At 34.1% G+C, this 23,473-nt stretch carries 23 protein-coding genes; 19 read left to right on the top strand and 4 right to left on the bottom strand.

Annotation, left to right across the window (positions count from 1 at the left end):
* Positions 1–25: 25 nt before the first annotated feature.
* The 8 genes from ACFSR1_RS13520 to ACFSR1_RS13555 are packed head-to-tail and all read left to right on the top strand — an operon-like array spanning position 26 to position 8,616.
* A complete protein-coding gene (locus ACFSR1_RS13520; RefSeq protein ID WP_378293341.1) occupies positions 26–892 on the top strand; it encodes a DUF58 domain-containing protein in 867 nt (288 codons plus the stop codon).
* A 13-nt stretch (positions 893–905) separates the two neighbouring features.
* Positions 906–2,552: a DUF4381 domain-containing protein gene (locus ACFSR1_RS13525; protein ID WP_378293343.1), complete on the top strand. Its 1,647-nt coding sequence runs from the start codon at positions 906–908 to the stop codon at positions 2,550–2,552.
* A 2-nt stretch (positions 2,553–2,554) separates the two neighbouring features.
* Entirely contained in the window at positions 2,555–3,559 is a 1,005-nt protein-coding gene (locus tag ACFSR1_RS13530) for a vWA domain-containing protein (protein ID WP_378293345.1), read from the top strand.
* Positions 3,560–3,618: 59 nt separating this feature from the next.
* Positions 3,619–4,125: a flavodoxin family protein gene (locus ACFSR1_RS13535; RefSeq protein ID WP_378293347.1), complete on the top strand. Its 507-nt coding sequence runs from the start codon at positions 3,619–3,621 to the stop codon at positions 4,123–4,125.
* Positions 4,126–4,145: 20 nt separating this feature from the next.
* Positions 4,146–5,180: a VWA domain-containing protein gene (locus tag ACFSR1_RS13540; RefSeq protein ID WP_378293349.1), complete on the top strand. Its 1,035-nt coding sequence runs from the start codon at positions 4,146–4,148 to the stop codon at positions 5,178–5,180.
* 23 nt (positions 5,181–5,203) lie between these two features.
* Positions 5,204–6,082 (top strand): tetratricopeptide repeat protein, encoded by an 879-nt coding sequence (locus ACFSR1_RS13545; RefSeq protein WP_378293351.1) that lies wholly within the window; start codon positions 5,204–5,206, stop codon positions 6,080–6,082.
* A gap of 4 nt (positions 6,083–6,086) precedes the next feature.
* Positions 6,087–7,853, top strand: coding sequence for a BatD family protein (locus ACFSR1_RS13550; RefSeq protein ID WP_378293353.1), 1,767 nt, complete (start codon positions 6,087–6,089; stop codon positions 7,851–7,853).
* Between the two features lie 13 nt (positions 7,854–7,866).
* A complete protein-coding gene (locus ACFSR1_RS13555; protein ID WP_378293355.1) occupies positions 7,867–8,616 on the top strand; it encodes a tetratricopeptide repeat protein in 750 nt (249 codons plus the stop codon).
* A 3-nt stretch (positions 8,617–8,619) separates the two neighbouring features.
* On the opposite strand, the gene ACFSR1_RS13560 is transcribed toward ACFSR1_RS13555, so the two are convergent.
* Positions 8,620–9,825, bottom strand: a complete 1,206-nt coding sequence (locus ACFSR1_RS13560; RefSeq protein ID WP_378293356.1) for a DUF418 domain-containing protein — start codon at positions 9,823–9,825, stop codon at positions 8,620–8,622.
* A 184-nt stretch (positions 9,826–10,009) separates the two neighbouring features.
* On the opposite strand from ACFSR1_RS13560, the gene ACFSR1_RS13565 reads away from it, so the two are divergent.
* The 4 genes from ACFSR1_RS13565 (at position 10,010) to ACFSR1_RS13580 (ending at position 14,687) form a co-directional block, all read left to right on the top strand.
* The gene (locus ACFSR1_RS13565) at positions 10,010–10,342 is read left to right on the top strand and encodes a hypothetical protein (protein WP_378293358.1); all 333 of its coding nucleotides are present in this window, start codon (positions 10,010–10,012) and stop codon (positions 10,340–10,342) included.
* Positions 10,343–10,465: 123 nt separating this feature from the next.
* A complete protein-coding gene (locus ACFSR1_RS13570) occupies positions 10,466–12,061 on the top strand; it encodes a SulP family inorganic anion transporter (protein WP_378294510.1) in 1,596 nt (531 codons plus the stop codon).
* A gap of 19 nt (positions 12,062–12,080) precedes the next feature.
* Positions 12,081–12,713: a carbonic anhydrase family protein gene (locus ACFSR1_RS13575; protein ID WP_378293360.1), complete on the top strand. Its 633-nt coding sequence runs from the start codon at positions 12,081–12,083 to the stop codon at positions 12,711–12,713.
* A gap of 102 nt (positions 12,714–12,815) precedes the next feature.
* On the top strand, positions 12,816–14,687 hold the full coding sequence (locus ACFSR1_RS13580) for a SulP family inorganic anion transporter (protein WP_378293362.1): 1,872 nt from the start codon (positions 12,816–12,818) through the stop codon (positions 14,685–14,687).
* A 26-nt stretch (positions 14,688–14,713) separates the two neighbouring features.
* Here ACFSR1_RS13580 and ACFSR1_RS13585 read toward each other — a convergent pair whose 3' ends face one another.
* Positions 14,714–15,226, bottom strand: a complete 513-nt coding sequence (locus ACFSR1_RS13585; protein WP_378293364.1) for a CvpA family protein — start codon at positions 15,224–15,226, stop codon at positions 14,714–14,716.
* Between the two features lie 210 nt (positions 15,227–15,436).
* Here ACFSR1_RS13585 and ACFSR1_RS13590 point away from each other — a divergent pair, with 210 nt between their 5' ends.
* From ACFSR1_RS13590 to ACFSR1_RS13620, 7 genes are all read left to right on the top strand, one after another.
* Entirely contained in the window at positions 15,437–15,793 is a 357-nt protein-coding gene (locus tag ACFSR1_RS13590; RefSeq protein ID WP_378293366.1) for a hypothetical protein, read from the top strand.
* A 63-nt stretch (positions 15,794–15,856) separates the two neighbouring features.
* Positions 15,857–16,282, top strand: a complete 426-nt coding sequence (locus ACFSR1_RS13595; RefSeq protein ID WP_378293368.1) for a lipocalin-like domain-containing protein — start codon at positions 15,857–15,859, stop codon at positions 16,280–16,282.
* Positions 16,283–16,830: 548 nt separating this feature from the next.
* A complete protein-coding gene (locus ACFSR1_RS13600) occupies positions 16,831–17,529 on the top strand; it encodes a ceramidase domain-containing protein (protein ID WP_378293370.1) in 699 nt (232 codons plus the stop codon).
* Positions 17,530–17,597: 68 nt separating this feature from the next.
* Positions 17,598–19,073, top strand: a complete 1,476-nt coding sequence (locus tag ACFSR1_RS13605) for a kelch repeat-containing protein (RefSeq protein WP_378293372.1) — start codon at positions 17,598–17,600, stop codon at positions 19,071–19,073.
* 98 nt (positions 19,074–19,171) lie between these two features.
* On the top strand, positions 19,172–20,191 hold the full coding sequence (gene pheS, locus ACFSR1_RS13610) for a phenylalanine--tRNA ligase subunit alpha (RefSeq protein ID WP_378293374.1): 1,020 nt from the start codon (positions 19,172–19,174) through the stop codon (positions 20,189–20,191).
* Complete coding sequence (locus ACFSR1_RS13615) at positions 20,192–20,587, top strand: hypothetical protein (RefSeq protein ID WP_378293376.1); 396 nt, start codon at positions 20,192–20,194, stop codon at positions 20,585–20,587.
* Between the two features lie 242 nt (positions 20,588–20,829).
* Positions 20,830–21,453, top strand: coding sequence for a hypothetical protein (locus tag ACFSR1_RS13620; protein WP_378293378.1), 624 nt, complete (start codon positions 20,830–20,832; stop codon positions 21,451–21,453).
* 83 nt (positions 21,454–21,536) lie between these two features.
* Here the strand turns inward: ACFSR1_RS13620 and ACFSR1_RS13625 are convergent, their stop codons facing one another.
* Positions 21,537–22,985, bottom strand: a complete 1,449-nt coding sequence (locus ACFSR1_RS13625; RefSeq protein ID WP_378293380.1) for a M56 family metallopeptidase — start codon at positions 22,983–22,985, stop codon at positions 21,537–21,539.
* 2 nt (positions 22,986–22,987) lie between these two features.
* Positions 22,988–23,350: a BlaI/MecI/CopY family transcriptional regulator gene (locus ACFSR1_RS13630; protein WP_378293382.1), complete on the bottom strand. Its 363-nt coding sequence runs from the start codon at positions 23,348–23,350 to the stop codon at positions 22,988–22,990.
* Positions 23,351–23,473 lie beyond the last annotated feature (123 nt).

Here is a 23,473-nt window from a genome sequence, read left to right on the forward strand (position 1 = left end):
AAATCGTCAATCGTAAATCAGTATAATGGATACCAAAGAGTTACTAAAAAAAGTTCGAAAAATTGAGATCAAGACCAGGCGCTTGAGTGACCATATATTTGGTGGAGAATACCACTCTACTTTCAAAGGACGTGGTATGACATTTAGCGAGGTGCGCCAATATCAGTTTGGAGATGATGTTCGTAATATAGATTGGAACGTAACTGCTCGTTATAACGAACCTTATATCAAAGTTTTTGAAGAGGAACGCGAATTGACTATGATGTTGATGGTAGACGTTTCAGGATCACAGTTGTTTGGAACTAAACAGCAGTTTAAAAAAGAAATCATCACAGAGATTGCCGCAACGTTGGCTTTTTCGGCAACTCAGAATAACGATAAAATTGGATTGATCTTGTTTACCGATGAGATTGAATTATTTATTCCTCCAAAAAAAGGAAGATCTCACGTCCTTAGGATTATCAGAGAACTGTTAGAACACGAACCTAAGAGTAAAAAAACGGATATTACAGAGGCTCTTAAATTTTTGTCTAATGTGATGAAGAAAAAAGCGATAGTATTTATGCTCTCTGACTTTATAACTGATGATTATCAACAAACGTTGAAAATTGTTGGAGGAAAGCACGATGTTACCGGCATTAGGGTCTATGATCAGCGAGAAGAAGAAATTCCTAATTTAGGAATGGTGCAGATGGAAGATGAAGAAACGGGGGAACTATTATTGGTAAATACAGGTTCCAAAAAAATGAGAATGAATTACACCAAATACTATCAAGAAAGAGTGGATTACTTTAGGGATAGCTTTACCAGAAGCGGAGCAGGATCTCTTAGTAGTCGTGTGGATGAGAGTTACGTTAAAAAATTGTTAGGTTATTTTAAACGAAGAGGATAGGGGAGAATTAAGAATGAAGAACTACGAATTACTAGATATATATAGATTACAAATAAATCGAATCTTAAGATTTTGTGTTTATTTCCTACTACCTCTTTGGGGATCGGGCGTTTTTGGTCAGGTTTCTGCAAATATCGACTCAACCTCTATTCGGATTGGAGAAGAAATCAGATATAAAATGCTTGTAGAAGCAGATTCTACGCAAATTGTTGTTTTTCCAGAAGGACAGACTTTTTTACCTCTCGAAGTGATTGAGTCTTATAAGACCGATACCACTAAGAATGGTAATCGATTTAATTTAATAAAGGAATATGCGCTTACACAATTCGATTCAGGATATTATACGATTCCCAGACAAAAAGTGATGATTGGTGATCAGGTATTTTTTACCGATTCTTTAAAAGTTGAAGTTCGTGATATACTGGTGGACACTACAAAGCAGAAGATGTATGAAATCAAACCTTTGGTAGATGTAGATGCAAGATTGTTTAACTGGAAAAAGTATATCTGGTGGATTTTGATCCCTTTAGCATTAATTGGATTAATTGTTTTCTTACTTTTTAGGAGGAAAAAAAGAAAAGAAGCAAAAGAAGAAGAGTTACCACCTTATGAAAGAGCAATTTTAGCGCTGCAAAGAATCGATGCTTCTCATCTATTAGAACAGGATTCTCACAAAGAATATTATTCGCAATTAAGTGATACGGCACGTAAGTATATTGACGAAGAAGTCTATGATCACGCTATGGAGAGTACAACTGATGAACTTATTGCACGTCTGGATGAAGAAATAAAAACAGGAGCGTTAAATTTGGATAAAAACACGATTGAAGAACTTAAAGCTGTATTAAAAACCGCAGATATGGCTAAGTTCGCAAAGTCCAAACCTGATATTGGTACGGCAAAAGCGGACCGAAATGTAATCGAGCGTGTTATTAACGAAACCAAAAATGCGATCCCCGAACCAACAGAAGAAGAATTACTGGCAGACGAAGAATATAGAAAAGCAGTCGCAGAAAAGAAATTGCGAAGAAAAATTATTTTCGGAAGCCTAGCGGGTGTTGGGATCATAGTGATAACATTAACGGTGTTTATTATTGTAAAAGGGTATGATGTTGTTAAGGATTCACTATTAGGACACCCAACAAAAGAATTAGCAGAAACAGAATGGATTAGTAGTGCGTATGGTTCTCCACCGGTAACTGTTTCTACACCAAAAGTGTTGATAAGGAACAACTTTCAGCTAACCGAAGAGCAAAAACAAATACTCAAAGGGAATGAAACCTTTGTTTACGGAAGCTTGATAGCTAACTTTTATATCACCGTTTCTACGATACAGTATAACCAACAAACCGAAGTTGACCTCAGTAAAATAGTAGAAGGTGTTGTAGGTAATTTTGAATCACAAGGTGCCAAAAATATTACAGTGAAGGATGAAGAATATGAAACTTTAGGAGGAGCAAAAGGAGTAAAGGTATTTGGAAGTCTTGAAGTAACAAATCCGGTGAGTAAAAAAGACCAAAAAAGTGATTATTTGATGCTGAATTTTGCAGAAAATGGAGGGTTTCAGCAGATTATGGTAGTGTATAATCAAGAAGACCGGTACGCTAAGGATGTTGCACAGCGCATTATTAACTCGGTTGAACTTAAAAATGCCAAATAGCTATGTTTGAAAATTTCACATTTGAGAATCCACAGTTTTTTTGGTTGTTTTTAATATTACCATTAGCGATCGCCTGGTATATATGGAAACGAAATAAACAACAGGCAGAACTTAAGATTTCTAGTATTAAGGGATTCCAAGTATCTGGCAGCTGGTTGGCTAGGTTAAAACCAATAGTATTTTTATTGAGATTAATAGCATTAGCACTAATCGTTACTGCTATGGCGCGACCCAGAACGGTAGATGTGTCTACCAAAACTAAAACAACACGAGGAATCGATATCGTTATGGCAATAGATGTATCTGCAAGTATGCTAGCCAGAGATTTAAGACCTAATCGTTTAGAAGCCTTAAAAGAAGTAGCGGCAGAGTTTATCCAAGGGAGACCTAATGATAGAATTGGATTAGTGATGTATGCAGGAGAGAGTTTTACAAAGACACCAATAACCAGTGATAAAGCAATTGTGCTTAGCGCGTTAAAAGAAACGGTGTATGATAATTTGTTAGAAAACGGAACCGCCATTGGAATGGGACTTGCGACTTCTGTTAATAGATTAAAGGACAGTAAAGCAAAAAGTAAAGTGATCATCTTACTTACCGATGGTTCTAATAACGCAGGTTTTATAGACCCTAAAATCGCATCAGAACTTGCTGTAGAATATGGTATTAAAACCTATACGATTGGTATTGGAACTAACGGAATGGCATTATCTCCAGTTGCAATAAGACCTAATGGAACATTTCAATACGGAAATGTTAGAGTCGAAATCGATGAGGAATTATTAAAGGAGATAGCCAAAGTTACTAAAGGAAAATACTTTAGAGCGACTAACAATAAAAAATTAGAACAGATATACGAAGAAATCGATAAACTGGAAAAAACAGATGTAGAAGAATTTAAATTCTACAATTATGAAGAAAAATTCAGGCCATTGGTTTTGTTCGCAGGTTTATTGCTGCTAGTAGAGTTCTTATTAAGGGTTACCGTGTTTAGAAGCTTTGTTTAATAACTAATAAGACCCTATGGTTTTCAAAACCTAATCTGGTCTAAAAAAAAATATACTATTTGAAAAAGGGAATCATAATTCAAGGAAGCTCTAGAAGCAATGGAGATACAAATACGGTAGTTTCATATTTAAAGGAGATTACAGGGTTCGATCTTGTGGATCTTAACCAAAGAGAGATTCATTATTTCGATTATGAGTTCAAAAACGAAGATGATTTTGAGGTAATTTTTAAAAACATAGTTCATAATTATCAAACAATAGTGTTGGCAACACCTGTATATTGGTATACAATGAGCGGAATTATGAAGGTGTTTTTAGACAGAATTTCAGATTATTTATACAAAGAGAAGGATTTTGGTCGGATGCTTAGAGGAAAAGAAATGGCAATGATGAGTTGTAGTAATGATGATGATAGAGTAGAAGAGTTTCATCTTCCTTTTTCAAGGAGTGCAGCGTATTTAGGAATGGATTATCTGGGTGATATTCACACACCTGTAGTTGATAATGAGTTGTCTTTAGAAGCAAAAGAAAGAATAAATGCGTTTGCATTAAAAATAAAGAAGTAAGAAAGTATAAAGTAATAAAAATGTACTTACTAGAAGAAAAAATATATTTCTGGTTGTTATTGGTAGTACCAATATTAATACTATTGTTTTTGGGTGTCTTAATCTGGAAAAAAACAACACAGAAAAAATTTGCTGATAAAGATTTGTTGAAGAAGTTGAGTCCCAACCAATCTGTTTTTAAATCTATACTAAAGGTTATTTTGATAAGCTTAGCTTTGGCCTGTTTTGTTATCGCACTTGTAAACCCTAAAGTTGGCACTAAACTAGAGACTGTAAAAAGAGAAGGTGTTGATGTAGTATTTGCGATTGATGTGTCAAAAAGTATGCTGGCAGAAGATATTGCGCCTAACAGACTCGAGAAGTCTAAACAATTAGTAACTCAGATTATTAATAATTTAGCCAGTGATCGCGTTGGTATTATTGCTTATGCAGCGAGTGCATTTCCGCAATTACCGATTACAACAGATTATGGCTCAGCAAAGATGTTTTTACAGTCGATGAATACAGACATGCTTTCCTCACAAGGTACAGCTATCAATGAAGCTATAGAATTGGCAAAAACATATTATGATGATGAGGAGCAAACGAATAGAGTATTATTTATTATTAGTGATGGAGAGGATCATGAAGGCAATGTAGAGTCGATGGCAGAAGCTGCTGCAGAAGAAGGTATAAGAATATTTACGATCGGTGTTGGAACTACAAAAGGAGGGCCTATTCCAATAAAACGTAATGGAATTATACAAAATTATAAGAAAAATAGTCAGGGTGAAACCGTCATTACCAAGTTAAATACGACAATTTTACAGGAAATTGCTAATCAGGCAAATGGCACATACATTGATGGTACTAGTACAAGTGCTGTGGTAGACAATGTTACCGAATTGTTGCAAGGCATGGACAAAAAGGAATTTGAAGCAAAGCAATTTGCAGATTTCAAGGATCAATTTCAATGGTTCTTGGGTGCTGGTTTGCTGTTGCTGTTTCTAGATATTTTCTTGTTAGAAAGGAAAACATCTTGGGTTAAAAAATTAAACTTATTTAACGAACAATAGGTTTTTTGAAAAATAAAGACGTTATGAAAAATTTACTAATCATATTGTTTTGCTTCCAATTGGGAATTATGTTTTCTCAAGAAGATGAAGATAGAGCAGAAATTATTGCAGAAGCCAACCAATATGTAGCAACTGGGAACGAGGTATTGGTAAAGGATGGTAATTTTCCAAAGGCTGAAGGGGAGTATAGAAAAGCCATTTCTAAGAATCCGGTAGATGCTACAGCTAAGTATAATTTAGCAAATGCTTACTACAATACTGAAAAATATAATGAGGCTAATCAACGTTATACCGAAGCTGCTAAAACCGCTACATCAAAAACAGAAAAGCACAAAGCATTCCATAATCAGGGAAATACCTATATGGAACAAAAGAAATATAAAGAAGCTGTAGAAGCCTACAAAAATGCCTTACGCAATAATCCTGCAGATGATGAAACCAGATATAATCTCGCATTAGCAAAGCAGTTATTAGAAAAACAAAAAAACGAGGATAAAGGAGGCGACAAGGACAATAAGGACGAGAACAAAGACGAAAATAAAGATAAGGAGAATAAGGATAGTAAAGAAGGCGAGAATAAAGAAGATAAGAAAGAAGGAGAAGACGATAAAGAGAAAAAAGGAGATGAAGGTGAAGAGGAAAAGGATGAAAAAGGAAAAGATAATAAAGATGAAGAAGGAGATCCAAAAGATGAAGGAAAAGATAAAAATGAAGATAAGAAAGAAGGTGACGGTAAACCAGAAGAACAAAAAAAACAACCACAGCAGGTTCAGGGACAGTTATCTCCTCAGCAAGTAAAAAGTTTGTTAGAGGCTATGAATAATGAAGAGAAAAAAGTGCAGGATAAGATAAACGCCAAAAAAGCCCAAGGGGCAAAAACAAAAACCGAAAAAGATTGGTAGACAAATGAAAATAAAATTAATTTTTCTTACACTATTTTTAGCGATAACCCAGCTGAGTATTGGCCAGGTTAAGTTTGAAGCTAAGGTAAGCAAGAAAAAGCTGGGTGTAAACGAGCGGTTACGCGTCGATTTTGAGATGAATCAAGACGGCGACAACTTTACGCAACCCAGTTTCAATGGATTTACAGTCGTTGGAGGACCTAATCAATCTATTAGTAATTCTTGGATCAATGGTAAACGATCATATGCCAAAACATTTAGCTATTTTCTTTCTCCTACTAAAAGAGGGAGTTTTACGATAGGGCAAGCAACCATTGAAATAGACGGACAGACATATAAAACGCTACCGGTAAAAGTAGAGGTTACAGCAGCAGTAGATAAACCTAAAGACGGAAATAATGCAGACTACGTGGCAAGTGAAAATCTTCATTTGGTTGCAGAGGTGTCTAAAACGAATCCTTACCTTAATGAAGCAATAACAGTTGTTTACAAGTTATATGTCAGTCCTAGAATACAAATCAGTAATCTGAGGGAAATTGACAATCCAAAATACAGTGATTTTTGGAGTCAGTCTATCAAAATTGGGCAATTAAAAGTAGAACGCGGAGAATATAAGGGAGAACCTTATAATTATGTTGTTTGTGGTAAGACAGTTTTATATCCACAGAAAACAGGTAAGTTAGAAATTGAACCTTTAACGCTTTCGATTGCTGTAGATGTTCCTACAAACCGTCGAGATATTTTTGGAGGTAGGCTCTATTCTACTGTCAACAAAACAGTAGCCGCAGGCACAAGAACGATTAACGTTAAACCTTTGCCGGAGCAGGGTAAACCAGATAATTTTACCGGAGCAGTAGGATCTTTTGATTTTAAAGTAACCCCAAACAGAACATCATTAGATGCTACAGAATCATTAGAAACAAAAGTGCTGGTTTCCGGTAATGGAAATCTTAAGCTGTTTGATTTGCCAAAATTAAGCGTTCCTAGTGGTCTAGAGCAATACGAACCAGAACATAATGAAAGAGTAAGAACCAATCTTACCGGTATGGCAGGAAATATTTCGGATTCATATACTCTGGTACCTCAGTTTAAAGGGACATATCCGATCCCGCCAATTTCTTTTTCATATTTTGATCTTAAAACCGAAACGTATAAAACGATTACATCAGATGAGATTGTAATTAATGTAAAGAACGGACCTGATAGTGGCAGTATTGTTACTAATATTGAATCACCCGGAACTACTAAAAGAACAGTAACACAAACCGGAAGTCAATTTAGATTTTTAAAACTTGATGCAAACCTGCAGCCTATAGAAAAAACATACTTTTTTAAGTCGACAGGGTATTGGATTGCGCTAACGGCTCCCTTATTAGCAATTCCGTTATTTTTGTTCTTTGGTAAGAAGAGAGAAGAACGATTAAGTGATGTAAGTGGAAATAGAGTTCGTAAAGCGGATAAACTGGCTCGAAAATATCTATCCGAAGCGAAGAAGAATTTAGGGAATCAAAAGGAATTTTATATTGCAATGGAACGAGCGTTACATAACTATCTAAAGGCCAAACTGCATATCCAAACCAGTGAGATGAGTAAAGATCGTATCCAGCGTTTGTTAAAAGAACGAGAAGTGCAGGATACAACCTCTATAGAATTTATTGCACTATTAGAAAGCTGTGAATTTGCGAGATATACTCCATCATCAACTACTGCTATGCAACAAGATTATGATAAGGCCTCTAGAGTAATTGCAGCTATTGATAAACAATTATAAAATATTGAGAGTAGTGAAGAATTTAGTCAGAATAGTTGTTTTTCTTATGAGTATCGTGAGCATAGCTCAAAACGATCAAGTGTTTGATAAAGCCAATTCGCTATACAATCAGGAAGAGTATCAGCAGGCTATTGATGTATATAAATCTATTTTAGACAAAGGTCAGGAATCAGCAGAGTTGTATTATAATTTGGGAAATGCTAATTATAAACTGAGTAATATTGGTTCCAGTATTTATTACTATGAGAAGGCACTAGAGTTAGCACCTAGCGATGAAGATATAAAGAACAATCTGGCATTCGCTAATAATGCCACTATTGATGTAATAGATGTAATCCCCGAAGGAGTAATTTCCAGAACGGTTAACAGTTTTACTAATATGTTTAGTTTTGATATGTGGGCGTGGATTTCTATACTTTTTGTAGCACTTTTTGTAGTGTTATTTATGTTGTATTATTCCGCTAGAATATCATCTAAGAAGCGACTGTTTTTTTTGGGTTCTTGGATATCCTTGATCATTGGTTTATTTGCAGTTTTCTTTGCTTTTAAGCAATATAATTACATAGAAAATAATCAGTACGCTATTATATTCGCTCAAGAAACTACCGTTAAAAGTGAACCTAATTTACGTAGCGAAGAAGTTTTTGAACTTCATGAAGGAACCAAGGTAAAGGTAACTGAAACTGTAAATGATTGGAAAAAAATCAGATTAGCCGATGGAAAAATAGGATGGATTCCGGCTACGGATCTAAAAGAACTATAGTCCTTATTTTTTAAAGGTTTGGATTTTACCTTTGGTAGCACTTCTCCATAGCCACTCGAATGGGCCATATTTGAATCTTTGTAACCATAACTTACTTGTGATAGCTTGTAATGCAATAAGTGCGAAAGCTATAATTATAAGATACCTTGTCTGTAACTTTCCCAATAGACCTAATCCCCATCCAAAAAGAAGAAATGTACCAACAATAGATTGTAAAACATAATTAGTTAATGCCATTCTACCATATGATTCGAAAAAAGAAAAGAATCGATACCCTCGTTTTTTTTGATACAGAAGAATAAAGCCCGAAAGAATGATTGCGGTTAACGCAATATTTGACCAATCATAAGCATTGATCCCTAATACGTGTAACCAACTATTAAAGTCTACCGGTTGTGGCGATAGTGCAAATATTCCTGCTGTTAATACCAGAGCAATTACAAAGCCTATGAGTCCTCTCTTCAGCCATTTTTTTACCAAAGGTATTTTTTCCTTTACATTATGAAATAACCCAATTTTCCCAAGCCATAAGCCAATAAGAAAATACCCAAATGTAAGATAGAATCGGGCAAATAATCCAATTTGAAAGTCCATCTTTTGAAGCATTCCCTGGCTTCCATTTACCGAGAATACCTCTGTAATACTACCTTCTTTTAAGGTTGTTATATAATTTAAATTTGTGACACTATTTCCATCCATTACCGGCGAAAGCCCAAAAGCACTTTCATTGCCCAGGAACGCATAAGAAATGAACCTGGGAATACTAATCAAAAATAATCCAGAAACCAAAAGCACCCACTTATTGGATAAACGATAAAATGGAATAAGAAAAGGAGCTAGTAGTGCGTAAATGGTTAGGATATCACCTTTATAAAACAATTGATGAACATAACCTATAATAAAAAGTAAAAACGCTCTCCACAGAAATCGTAAACCAAAGTCTTCATTTCTTTTATCGGCACTATTCATTTGTATGAAAAAGCTCAGGCCGAAAAGAATTGAAAACAAAGCAAAAAACTTACCGATAATGAAGAAACCAATAATTCCCCCTAGTATTTGGTCAAAAACACTGTTTGTAACCTCCATAAGGCTTTCGGATGGGGCAGATGCAATATACTGTTCATTCATATGAACAAGACATACACCAGCCAAGGCAAAACCTCGCAAAGCATCAATAATTCGGATTCTATTAGAAGTAGGATTCTCCAAGATGTTTAAAATTACTTTATTGAAACTGTTTAAACAAAGACTGAAAAGTTAAATTCTCTTAATGTTTTGAGACAATAGACAAAGAAAAAAAGGGCTCTGACGAGGTTTGTGGGAATAATTTTACGATTGATTTAACAAATTTTGAAAGTATTACTTTTATTTTTACAATCCATAAAAAAAATTTATGCCAACTATAAAAATAAAAATAGCAAGATTTTTGATTATCTCGGGTTTTCTTTTTCACTTAGGAAATTATGCTATTGAATTATTTAATTTTTATAAAGGTGATGTCAATTCGATAGCTCATATCATAGATGATACAGAAGAAAAATCTGAGTCTAAAGAAAAAGACAGTTCTGAAAAAGAAGATTTAAAGGAAAAAGAGAAAATCTCACAATATACGGATGACAAGAGCACAAAAGTTGCTATTTTAATTTTAAAAGATTATCCGGAATTAAAATACGGAAACTCGTCTGTTTATCTGGAATATACTACACCACCTCCGGAATATTCTTAATTTTTTATACGTAGAATTCTAATTCTCATTTTTAAATGAAGGAAAGGAACGTTTTGATTTTTTAATCATTATAAAAACTAATTGCCTGATTTGGGCAGTAACTTAATCAATATAATTATGAGCATGTTTAAAAATATAAAAAAAGACCTTCCTGCAAGTATAGTGGTGTTTTTTGTGGCTTTACCACTATGTTTAGGAATTGCGTTAGCGAGTGGAGCTCCTCTTTTCTCTGGTCTTATAGCAGGAATTGTTGGGGGAATTGTCGTAGGTGCTTTGAGTGGTTCCCAGATTGGAGTTAGTGGACCGGCTGCGGGATTAGCTGCTATTGTTCTTGCAGCGATTTCTTCTTTGGGAAGTTATGAAAATTTCCTGGTTGCTGTTGTTTTAGGAGGAGCAATTCAATTGATTTTTGGAGTACTTAAGCTTGGAATTATTGGATATTATTTTCCGTCATCTGTGATTAAGGGAATGCTTACCGGAATAGGAATTATCATTATACTAAAACAGATACCATACTTTTTCGGTGTTGATGCAAATCCAGAAGGAGATTTTGCGTTTCTCCAAATAGATGGAGAAAATACTTTTACAGAATTATTGAAAACACTTAATGCCCTTTTAAGTGGAAGTTTTAACATTGGAGCTGCAATCGTAGCACTCCTGGGATTAGGAATTTTGATTTTATGGAGTAATGTTTTATCTACAAAAGGAAAGTTTTTTCAATTAGTTCAAGGTCCTTTAGTAGCTGTAGTAGTGGGAATACTTTTTTATGTATTTACTAAAAACGGCTCTGTCGGTATTACAGCTGAACACCTAGTTTCAGTACCGGTACCAGATAATTTTGATAGTTTTTTGGGACAGTTTGCTTTTCCAAACTTTGCCGCTATCACTAATGGTGATATATGGGTTACTGCATTTACAATTGCACTGGTAGCTTCTTTAGAAACTTTATTATGTGTAGAAGCAACTGATAAATTGGATCCGGAAAAAAGAGTAACACCAACCAATCGAGAATTATTGGCTCAAGGAACCGGAAATATGATTTCAGGATTAATTGGTGGATTGCCAATAACTCAAGTTATTGTGCGAAGTTCTGCAAATATACAATCAGGTGGAAAAAGTAAAATGTCAGCTATCGTTCACGGGTTTTTTCTATTAACTTCCGTTATTTTGATTCCAACGTTATTGAATATGATTCCACTTTCTGTTTTAGCAGCGATTCTTTTCATTGTAGGATATAAATTAGCAAAGCCATCAACATTTAAAGCGATGTGGGCTGCTGGATGGAAACAGTTTGTACCATTCATAGTAACGATTTTAGGGATAGTATTTACGGATTTATTAGTGGGAATAGGATTAGGCTTAGCGGTAGGAATAGTAATTATATTACTTAAAAGTTACCAGAACTCTCACTTTTTACACATTGAAGACAAGAGTAATGGAAAGCACAAGATTAAAATGACTTTGGCAGAAGAGGTTACATTTTTTAATAAAGGTGCTATCCTAAAAGAATTGGATCGATTACCAGAAGATACTGATCTTACTTTAGATGTAAGAAATACGAGATATTTGGACAATGATATTATCGAAATATTGCAAGATTTTTCAGAAAAAGCAAAGAACAGAAATATTGATATTCATCTAATTTCTGAACGGGGCGTTGTGGAGAATCCGGATAACTATATTCAATTTTTTAAGTTAAGACCAAAAAAAACAGCATAAACTAAAAGATAAACGTATTATGAAAGCACTTACAAAAGAGGCACAAGGAGCTATTACCCCAAAAATTGCATTACAGATGCTTAAGGATGGTAACGAAAGATTTCAGAAAAAAAATATGGCTGATAGAGATCTTTTGGATCAGGTTAATGATACTAAAAGTGGCCAGTTTCCATTTGCGACTATCCTAAGTTGTATAGACTCAAGAGTTTCTTCAGAATTGATTTTTGATCAAGGAATAGGGGATGTTTTTAGCGCAAGAGTCGCAGGAAACTTTGTAAATGAGGATATTCTTGGTAGTATGGAGTTTGCCTGTAAGCTTGCAGGAACTAAATTAGTATTGGTTTTAGGTCATACTGCTTGTGGTGCTGTAAAAGGAGCCTGTGATGATGCAAAACTAGGAAACCTTACAGCTTTGTTAAGTAAAATAAAACCTGCTGTGGCCGCAGTAAGCGAGCCATCAGACAGTTCTTTAAGAAACTCTAAGAATATTGATTTTGTAAATGCAGTAGCAGTGAAGAATGTACAAATGACCATCGACAATATTCGCGAACAAAGTAGTGTGTTAAAAGAGATGGAAGCCAATCAGGAAATTATCCTTATAGGTGGTATGTATGATATTAATGATGGAAGCGTTCAATTTTTTGATAAATAGCACATCTTAAAGTTATATTAAAAAAAGCTGACACTTTATAGTGTCAGCTTTTTTTATGTTACTTTATACATAGCAACCACCTGATTAATAAAAAAATAGCCAATGAAAGGATTTTTTAGTAATTTAAAAGGAGATGCTTTCGGAGGAATTACAGCAGGTGTAGTTGCATTGCCACTGGCATTAGCATTTGGTGTGTCTTCAGGATTAGGACCGGCAGCGGGATTGTACGGAGCTATTTTTATCAGTTTTTTTGCAGCGTTATTTGGTGGAACAAATACGCAAATTTCAGGACCTACTGCGCCTATGACGGCCGTGAGTATGGTAGTTATTGCAGGAATCGTAGCTGCAAATGATGGAAGTGTAGAAAAAGCACTTCCGGCGATACTAACCGTATTTTTATTAGCAGGGTTAATGCAAATTGGCTTAGGATTAATGGGCCTGGGAAAATACATCAGGTACATACCGTATCCTGTAGTTTCTGGTTTTATGACTGCTATTGGTCTTATTATATTATTAACTCAAATACTACCCTCAGTAGGATATTATCCCAAAGAAGATGTAGAATATGTAGCGCGATTTAAAGCTCAGGCTGAAGAGGTGATACTGGAAAACATTTTAAAAGAAGAAGCAGGAGAAGGAATCTTGGTACTAGAAGATTTCAAAGAGACCATAGCCAGAGCAAATAATATATCACAGGATGATATTTTAAGAGAATCTGAGACCTTAGCTGCCAACGAAGCGTCTGGTACTATAGGAGCATTAAAAGTATTGCCTGGAGCTTTAAAAAATATCAATTGGCTAGAATTATTTTTAGCGCTGGGAACTATTATTATCATATATGGTTTTAAAAGAATTACCAAAGCAGTTCCTAGTACTTTGGTGGCATTGATAGTAATGTCTGGGATATCAGTTGGATTTGGACTGGATTACAGACCAATTGAAGAAATTCCGGATGGAATTCCAATTCCTAAGTTGGAAATTATTACAGGATTTAATTTCAGTAATATAGCACCATATATTTTTACAGCATTAGCTCTGTCGCTTCTTGGAGCCATAGATTCTTTATTGACCAGTGTAGTGGCAGATAATATGACAAAAACCAAACATAAACCTAATAAAGAGCTATTAGGTCAGGGAATCGGAAACAGTATCGCAGCTATTTTTGGTGGGATACCAGGAGCTGGAGCAACTATCAGAACGGTTGTAAATATAAATGCGGGCGGAAAAACCAAGTTGTCCGGAATGATTGCGGGTATTTTACTATTGATAGTTATGCTGGCACTAGGTCCGGTTGCATCAAAAATTCCTGCAGCTGTTTTAGCAGGAATACTAATTACCGTAGGTATTGGTGTTATGGATTATAAAGGTCTTAAGGCAATTCCTAGTTTGCCGAAAGACATAAAATTAGGCCCTTTGAAGTTGAGCTCAGAGGTGTTGATAATGCTGGTTGTTCTTGTACTATCAACGTTTTGGGATTTAATATATGCTGTGGGTATCGGATTAGTGATCGCTTCGTTGATGTTTATGAAAAAGATTGGAGACCTAACTGCAGAAAGATCTGATGTAAAACCATTAAAGGAAAAAGCGTGGACTGATGAAAAAGATTTCCCATCAAAATTACAAGAAAAAGTTTTTATCAAGCATTTAAAAGGGCCTTTGTTTTTTGGTTCTACCAGTGATTTTCAACAATTAGCTTCTCAAATACCTGAAACTGCATCTCTTGTCATTATGAGATTAGGACGTATGCAGTATATGGATCAAACAGGATTATACGCTATGGAGGAAATGCTTTTAGATTTAAAAAAGAAGAATATCAGTGTGCTTTTTGTTGGCTTATTGAAACAACCAAGATATATGATGGAACGGATTGATATCATTCCTGATTTTATTCCGGAATCGAGTATTTTTAAAGATTTTGCCAGTTGTTTGGCATACGTCAAAAAGAATGGAAAAAAAGAGTTTTTAGATTCTTAAGAATGCTTATGTTTCCATTAAATGTATTACACATTATGATTAGCCTCTTCGCTAGGTTCGCTTTTCAAAATATTTGGTAATACCATCGGTGCTAACTTTTTTACGGGAGAATAGAGTATAGAAGAATCTAGAGTCTCTTGTTTTATAATTCCTAAACTTCTATTTCCTGCATCTATAAAAATAATTACCACACTGGCTATAAACGCAAACTTCAATACTCCAAAAGCAGCTCCTAGTAGTTTGTTGAGCACACCCAATGAGGCGAAGTCTGCAATTTTAGTTAACAGCTTTCCTGCTAAAGAAATCAGAATTACCACAATGATGAATGTAATTGCAAAAGCAGTAAGTTTCATAGCACCATCTCCCCAATTAACATATTGCTCTAAATACCCTCCTACAAGGTGAGAAAAATGCACAGCGATATAAATTCCAGCAATCAAGGCCACTAAAGAAGCTAGCGAAACGAATAAACCTTTGCTAAATCCCTTGATTAATCCCCAAAGCAATAAGATACCCAAAATGATGTCTATATAATTCATTCAATAGATTTGTTTAGACTAATATACTGTTTTAAATCAAAATTTTGAGCACCAAAGGTACACAGATAACATTGCAATAGATCATATTAATTAGGTAAAGCAGCACCTTGGATATTTGTACTTACCAACTTTTTATTTTAAAAGGATGATCAAAGCTTCTTTAAACAGCGTATTTAATCGTCTCAAATTGTATTTTTGCAAAAAAAAGTAATGTCTAGAGATGAAAAATTAAAAGAGCGATGGGATATTCTGGTCCAAAAATTATCAGCTCAGTTTGCAGATGGAGATGAATTGGATCTGGACGCAATCATTTACTTGATTGGAGTGCAGGAATTAGGTCAGGTACATCGTAGGTTTAAGAAAGATGAAAAGCTGGATCTTATGCATATTGCCATCTGTAGATTATTAGAACCTTATGGGTACTATGAATTCGATTATTTTGATGAGCAAGGATGGCCGCATTATATTGTAAAAGAGCAACTACCTAGTCTTAAAGCAGGAGAACAATCCGTCTTAATGAAAGAAGCAATTGTTAGTTATTTTTTAACTAGTGAATATATTTTTTAGGTTCGACGCAACCTTTTGGCAAGTGGGACGTCTTTGAATAAGAAATATAACAAAACACTTTTTATGAAAAAACTTATTTTTTTATTCGCAATTTCACTTTCTATTGTAGTATCCTCTTGTGGAGATGATGACGATGGTGTAAATCAGGATCTGTTAATAGGGTCTTGGAAATTATCTCAAGAGTTTGAAAACGGAGTACAAATAACATCAGATCCTTGCGATCTAGAAGATGTTATAACCTTTAAGGCTGATGGAACCTTCGAAGACACATATTTTGAAGATAATGGTAGTGGAACTTGTGTAGAAGTCACAGACGATATTAATATGGGTGCCTGGGAGAATACCGGAGGTAATGTTTACTCTATTACATTTGATGGACAAACAAATACAGAGGAAATTAGCTTTTCTGGAAATACTTTTTCTGTAGAATATTCAGATACCTTCGATGGTCAAACAACTGAGTATAGAGACGTATATACCAGAATTTAATTTGGTTATCAGTTAACAATAAATAATTCATAAAAAAAGATGCTCAGTCCGAGCATCTTTTTTTATGAATATTATTAATTATTCAATTTTTTAAAAGAAATTTACTGACAATGTAGTTATCTTCTCATAGCATACCACGAAGCCGAAGGAAGATTACTTATCAATTCTTTTAACCCTTTCATGTCTATAATTAGGATTCCAAAAAATAACTTTTTCATATCGACATTTTTTAAATTAAACATTGCATAGTGACTAACTTTTAGTCATAGACCATTTGTTTGCATTTATTGGTTACGAAATGTTACTTTGGGGAGTTCTGTTAGGTAAACTTTGTATTTTTAAGCTTACTCTCTACTTTCAACTAAATATAGCTAATTTATATAGTTTTGTCAAGTTTTTTAACGAGCTTTAACGTACTTCATAATTCTTTTTCTTAATGAATCTTAAAATAGGATACTGATCTGAATATTAAGAAGTTATTGTTTTAAATGATTTGCCAATAAGTTCTTTTAAATCAAGTCATTTTTTTAACTTTAATACAAAAAGAAATGCTTGCAAATATTATCAATGATCTTAATATTCCAAATGATAGTGGGCCGATTTATCAGGAGACAATTATGGGAAGGTTACCAGTAGAACCGTTTAATACGATCAGTAATCTTGTTTTTCTATTTGTGATCATTTACTTTGTAATAAAGGTTTATAAAAATCCAAGTCAGCATTTATTTCTTACTTTTAGTTTACCGGTTCTAGCGATTGGTTTTATTGGGGGAACTTTGTTTCATGGTACCAGAAGTCATCAGATATGGTTATTTATGGATTGGGTACCAATTATGATCTTATGCATGTCGGCAGTTTTTTACTTCATTTTTAAACTGTTCCGTGTTTGGTGGAAAAGCATATTGGCATTTATCATAATTCTTAGTATTTCCATTGCCATAAGAATGCTGCCAATTCCAGCTACTGTGCGAATTTCTTTAGGCTATGTGATTACAGCAATTACAGTGTTACTTCCGATTATTTTATATCTCATTAAAACTAATGGAAGGCATAAAGAAATGATTGTTCTGGCCTTTTTGTTTTTTACAATTGCGATAAGCTTTAGAAGTGCTGACATGTTTTGGAAAACGGATTTTCTATATATGGGAACACATTGGTTATGGCATCTATTCGGAGGAATTTCGGTCTTCTTTTTAATGCAATTTGTGTATAAAGATAACTTACTATATAACTCTATTAAGTATTAAACGTAATTATTAGGAGCTTTATGGTTGGATTAATTATTTTTGCGCCCGTATATTAAAAATAAATGAAAATGAATAAGTTTCTTTTTTACCTCAATCTATTTCTAATTGTTTTTATGATTTCTTGTGGATCAGATGATGATGTTAACCCAACTGATGAAACAATTAATATTGATGAAACTATTGAAATACTTACAAATAACTCACAAAAATCTTGGCGTATTGAAAAAGCAATTCTGACCAATTCATCAAATGCTCAAGGATTAGATATTTCGGATGTATTTAATATGGATGATGATGTTTTCGTGTTTTCTACAGAATCTGTAGATAATCCTAATCTAGCAGGTGAAAATGGTTCGGTTATCTGGAAACAACGAGAAGGTGTCAACTGGGAAGCCACTTCCATTGATGAAGTCTATATGGATTTTTATGAAAAACAAGAATTAATAGGCTTCAAAATTACAGAAGAAAGCACTTTTAAAGGATTTGATGGTCTGTTTGATTTTTCTATAGTTGATGAAAATACAATAACAGGGAAAATTAAAGTATCGGCAACTGCCGAATTGGATATTACTTTGGTACCACTTTTAGAAATGGAATTACCAATCATTCCAACTTCTATCAACTTCATTGAAATTGCAACATTACAGTTTGATGCGGGCTCGAGCTCAAGCATATTGGGAGTTGAAGGATCAAATGAGTTAAACTCTTTGTTTATTGTTAAAAGAGGAATGTCTGATATAGCCAATCCAAATGGATGCGATTATATATTAGAAGAGATAGGAAAATATAATGTTTCAACAAATACTTTTGAATCAACATCATTCTGTGCAGGAAACAACTTCTCAACGAAAGAACCGGAAATAATTAATGGTAAACTAATTGTGGCCTCAAGTGATGCTAATAACGTGTATGACATTGACCTATCAAGTGACCCTAAACTTGTTAGACATGATAAAACATTAACGAGACATGGTACTGCTTCTTTACAAGATGATGTGTATGTAATTGGGAGTAGATTGAATCCATTGGATGATGGAGAACCTTCAAATAAACTATATACCTTCAACACGATTACAGAGGATTTTACAGTTTTTGGCGAACTTCCTATTGCTAAGTCTCGTGCAGATGTAGAGATTGTTGATGACAAGCTATACATTTTTGGTGGTACAGAAGAGTTTCAAAGTACTGTTGCTACGAATGATATTTTAATTTATGATTTTGATACTACTACTTGGGAAACAAAATCAATGACAAAAGCCGTAGATGACACATTCACAGCAAAGTATAAGAACCTGATTTTTGTAGGGGGTAATATTTTTATTTACGACACTAATGGAGGGTTACAAAGAAAGGAACCCTTTATAGGTGTTTTTAATACTTTAGATAGCAGTTTTAATGAGGTTGCTTTCGATTTCGATTCTCCATTATACGCTGACGGTCAATTTAGGCAGTTGACTGTTTTAAATAATAAATTATATGTGATTTTCGATGCAGAAAGTATGTTTGGAGGAACTTTTAAGATTTACGAAGCAGAATTAGATTAGTTCAATGCTTCACGAACTCATAAAAAGCGCTTTCTGAAAAGAAGGCGTTTTTTTATGGCATTATTTGTTTAAATTTGCCCTCTATTAAGAAAAAGATCATGATCGATAAGATTAAAGAATATATCTCAGAAGTTGAGGATTTCTCTGCTAAGACCAAAGAAGAAGTTGAAGCATTTAGAATAAAGTTTTCGGGTAAGAAAGGACTAGTTAATGACTTTTTTGCTGAATTCAGGAATATTGCGAATGATCAAAAGAAAGAATTTGGTCAGGCCATAAATGCATTAAAAGTTGCCGCTGAAGAAAAGGTAAGAGCTTTAAAAGATGAACTAGAATCTAAGGATGAGGAAAAAGGAGCTTATGGTGACTTAACGCGCCCGGCAGAACCGATTGCTTTGGGATCTCGTCATCCGATCTCTTTAGTGAAGAATCAAATTATAGATATATTCTCTCGAATTGGTTTCAATGTAAGTGAAGGACCGGAAATCGAAGACGATTGGCACAACTTTACAGCATTAAATCTACCAGAATATCATCCTGCGCGTGATATGCAGGATACATTTTTTATTCAGACTGATCCTGATATTTTATTAAGAACACATACATCTTCTGTACAAGTGCGATACATGGAAGAAAACAAACCACCGATAAGAACTATTTCTCCGGGTAGAGTATATCGTAACGAAGCCATCTCTGCAAGATCGCATTGTTTCTTTCATCAGGTAGAAGGATTGTACATTGATAAGGACGTTTCTTTCGCTGATCTAAAGCAGACATTGCAATATTTTACAACAGAAATGTTTGGTAAATCTAAGATCAGATTACGTCCGTCATATTTCCCATTCACAGAGCCAAGTGCTGAGGTTGATGTGTATTGGGGATTAGAAACCGAAACCGATTATAAAATGACCAAAGGTACAGGCTGGTTAGAGATTATGGGATGCGGAATGGTGGATCCTAATGTATTAAAAAACTGTAATATTGATCCTGAAGAATATAGCGGTTTTGCTTTTGGTATGGGGATAGATCGTATAGCCCTATTACTATACGGAATTTCTGATATTCGTATGTTAAGTGAAAACGATGTGCGTTTTCTGGAGCAATTTAAGTCTGCATTATAATTGAAAAAGGATATAGAAATACCCATTGTAAAAAATGTCTACATAGCCGTTGTTAAAGAATGGAATGAGGAGTTCGGTGGACACGATTGGAATTCTTATATCATTAATGACCAGGAGAAACCCATAGAGATGGTTATGGTAGTTACCAAAGGTTACACCACAGAAAAAAAGACCTCTTTGTTGAGACATGGTATTGGAACAGTTGCTGCCAAATCATCTGCTAAAATCGAAATGATTCAGGAGGAATTATTTGTTATGAATAATGAATTCTTTGTTACCTTCTTCTCAGAGGGAAAGTTATATGACAAGAAATATCTTTTCAGAAAAAATACCATTAATGAAAATGCTTTTCGTGATCTTCCGGTAATGGAACAGCGTGGGGTATTGGTTTCATAATCTTCATTTTTATAGAATTATTAGTTAAATAACTTGTTCAAAAACAGGGATTAACCCCGTGATTCAGGTCTAAATTGACAGTACTTTAGCGTCATATTTTCCCGATTTTTAAAATTTTAGTACAAAAAACGGCTTTTTGAAACCATTAAAAACAAAAGTTGTTACACCATACATCCCCTAAACGATTGGAAAGCCAACAACCAATTGTGATGGGGATTTTTTAATCTTAAAACCTAAATAATATGAAAAAAGTATTTTTTTTTGCTGCAGTATTGACACTTGGTGTTTTCTGCGCATGTGATGAAGAGACAGTAGATAATACTGTTATAGAAGAGTCCCTGGAATTTGATAACAGTAATTTAGAGGAAGCTAACGGAAAAGCTCATTGGGGGAGATGTTATTATTTTGTTAGACCAGGACTAAAGTTTGGTGGGAGATGTTATAAACAATTCCCCGGAATATGCGATATATATAAAATCTGTATACCGGAATTGATTTATGATCCTTGTATTTTTGTTCCTTGCTGGATAGAAATATTTGATCCATGGATCATTTATGAAAAGCTTGATCCTAGAGAATTTGTTTCTTTTAGAGATAAACTAGAGCTGGAAATAGATCCCAGAGAGAATGTATTTCCTTTTGCGCTCAATGAAGGTATTGCTGGATTGCAGTTTTATCAGGATGAAGGTTTCTTAAGAGATAATACATTTCAACTGGAAGAAGATCTTATTCTAGATGCAGAGACTTCCAAAGAGCTTGGACTTCACGGAAACATCGTAAAAGCGGGTAAATACCCAGTGATAACCAATAAAGAAAACGGAACGTTTAACGCTATACTTTCTGTAGAGAAAGGTTTTGAACGTTAGTATTGATTAAAGACGTTGGCAATTAAAAAGCTGGTTACGATATCGTAACCAGCTTTTTTTGTAAAACACTACTTTACTTGTCCTTATTTCTTTATGTCAAATACTATAGGTAATGAGTACATAACATTTACAGGCACACCATCCTGTATACCAGGCTTCATTTTAGGGAGTGTATTAAGTACGCGTAGAGCTTCTTTTTCTAGTTCAGGATGTGGACCTCGTACTTGAATATTTACAACATCACCGCTATTATTAATTTTAAATTTAGCAAGAATCTTTTGTCTTCCATCAAAACCAATATCCTCTCCAATTTTAGTATTAAATTCTTGTCCTATATGTTGAGCTATTTTCTGAGAAAAACACTTTTTTGTTGCTTCTTGTGTCATGCCTTCGCATCCTTCATACACAGGAACTTTTTCTATAACTCCAAACGGAATTTCAGCATCAGCTACTACATCCTGAAAGAATGGTTCAGAAAAACCATTTTCTGTGGTTAGTAATAACAAACCTTTTAGTGCTTTTCTTTCTTCTTCTGTCATTTCTCCTTTTGCGGCAATGGATTCCTTTAGTTCAGCAATGTTATTTAAGATGGTACTTTGGGATTTTGATATAGTGCTTGAATCGTTACCTAGTTGCGCATTGGCATCTTCAGTACAGGATGTGTATACTAACATCATAGAGACTACAGGTACTAACAATAAATACTTTAATTGAAAGATTTTTTTTGATTTTGATTTTTGTAACATAACAAGTCGATTTTTGATTAATGAATGATTAAAAAATGTATTAATAAATGAAATTTTCTCTGTTTGAAAAACCTGAGATAATAGGTCCTGATAATATTCTTTTTTGCTCGTCTCTGCGATCGCTTTTGCATCTGCAATATATTCCTGCAACATTGCCATTCTGTTTTGATAGATATAAACTAAAGGATTAAACCAGAAAAGTATACGTAATATCTCAAAGAAAACAAGATCTAGAGAATGGTATTCTCTTACATGGATTTTTTCGTGAAGCAGAACATTGGTTTTTTTTACTTCCGAAAGATTGCTACCAATATAAATGGTGTTAAAAAACGAAAATGCAGTAGTGGTATTTGGTAGCGAAATCAACGTAATGTTTTTTGCATTTATCTTCGTTCCTGATTTTTTTAATTTAAAGATTTTGAAAATTTTATAAGCAAATAAAAACAAGGATGCTGCGATTCCTAAGTACCATAAGTACCCAAAAATAGGAATCAAAGAAATATAATGAGACATGCTACTTTCGGACCCTATTACAACTTCGGGTAAAAGATGTACCTGCATAGGAGAATTTGTAATAAGTACTTCAGGTAGTTGTATGTTATATTGAGATGGTATGTTATGTCGTATAATATCTAATCGAATCAGAGGAAGCAAAAAACTTAAAATAGGAGTTATGAGAAGATAAGCTCTATTCCAGTTAAAAAATGTTTCCTTTTTTAAAAATAGATCATAGGTTATTAAAAAAAGCAGTTGAAACCCTATGATTTGTAGTATATAATGTATCATAATTATTCTTCTTCTTTGTTAATTTCTCTCATAGCCGCTTCCATCTCAGCAATACTGATGTCATTTTTCTTCATAAAAAAAGAAACCATACTCTTAAAAGATCCTTGAAAATAACCATCAATCAATTTGTTGATACTTTGATTACTATACTCTGTTTTCTTAACAAGTGGAATATAAATATGAATTCTTCCTTCTTTCCTGTAGTTGACAAAGCCTTTATCTTCTAATATTCTTACAATCGTAGAAACTGTATTGTAGGCAGGTTTAGGTTCTGGTAACTGTTCAAGGATGGAAACTACACTTCCTTCCTCCAGGTTCCAGAGAATTTTCATAATATCTTCTTCTGCTTTGGTCAATTGTTTCATAGATTTATTTCTTTAAAATTCAAACTAAGACCTTAGTTTGAGATTGCTAATATAAACTATTTTTTTAGTTTGAACTATTTTTTTAGTTTTAATTTTGAATAATACAACTTTTGAACGACCACT

The organism is Aquimarina rubra, from assembly GCF_042684305.1.
Taxonomy (GTDB): Bacteria; Bacteroidota; Bacteroidia; order Flavobacteriales; family Flavobacteriaceae; genus Aquimarina; species Aquimarina rubra.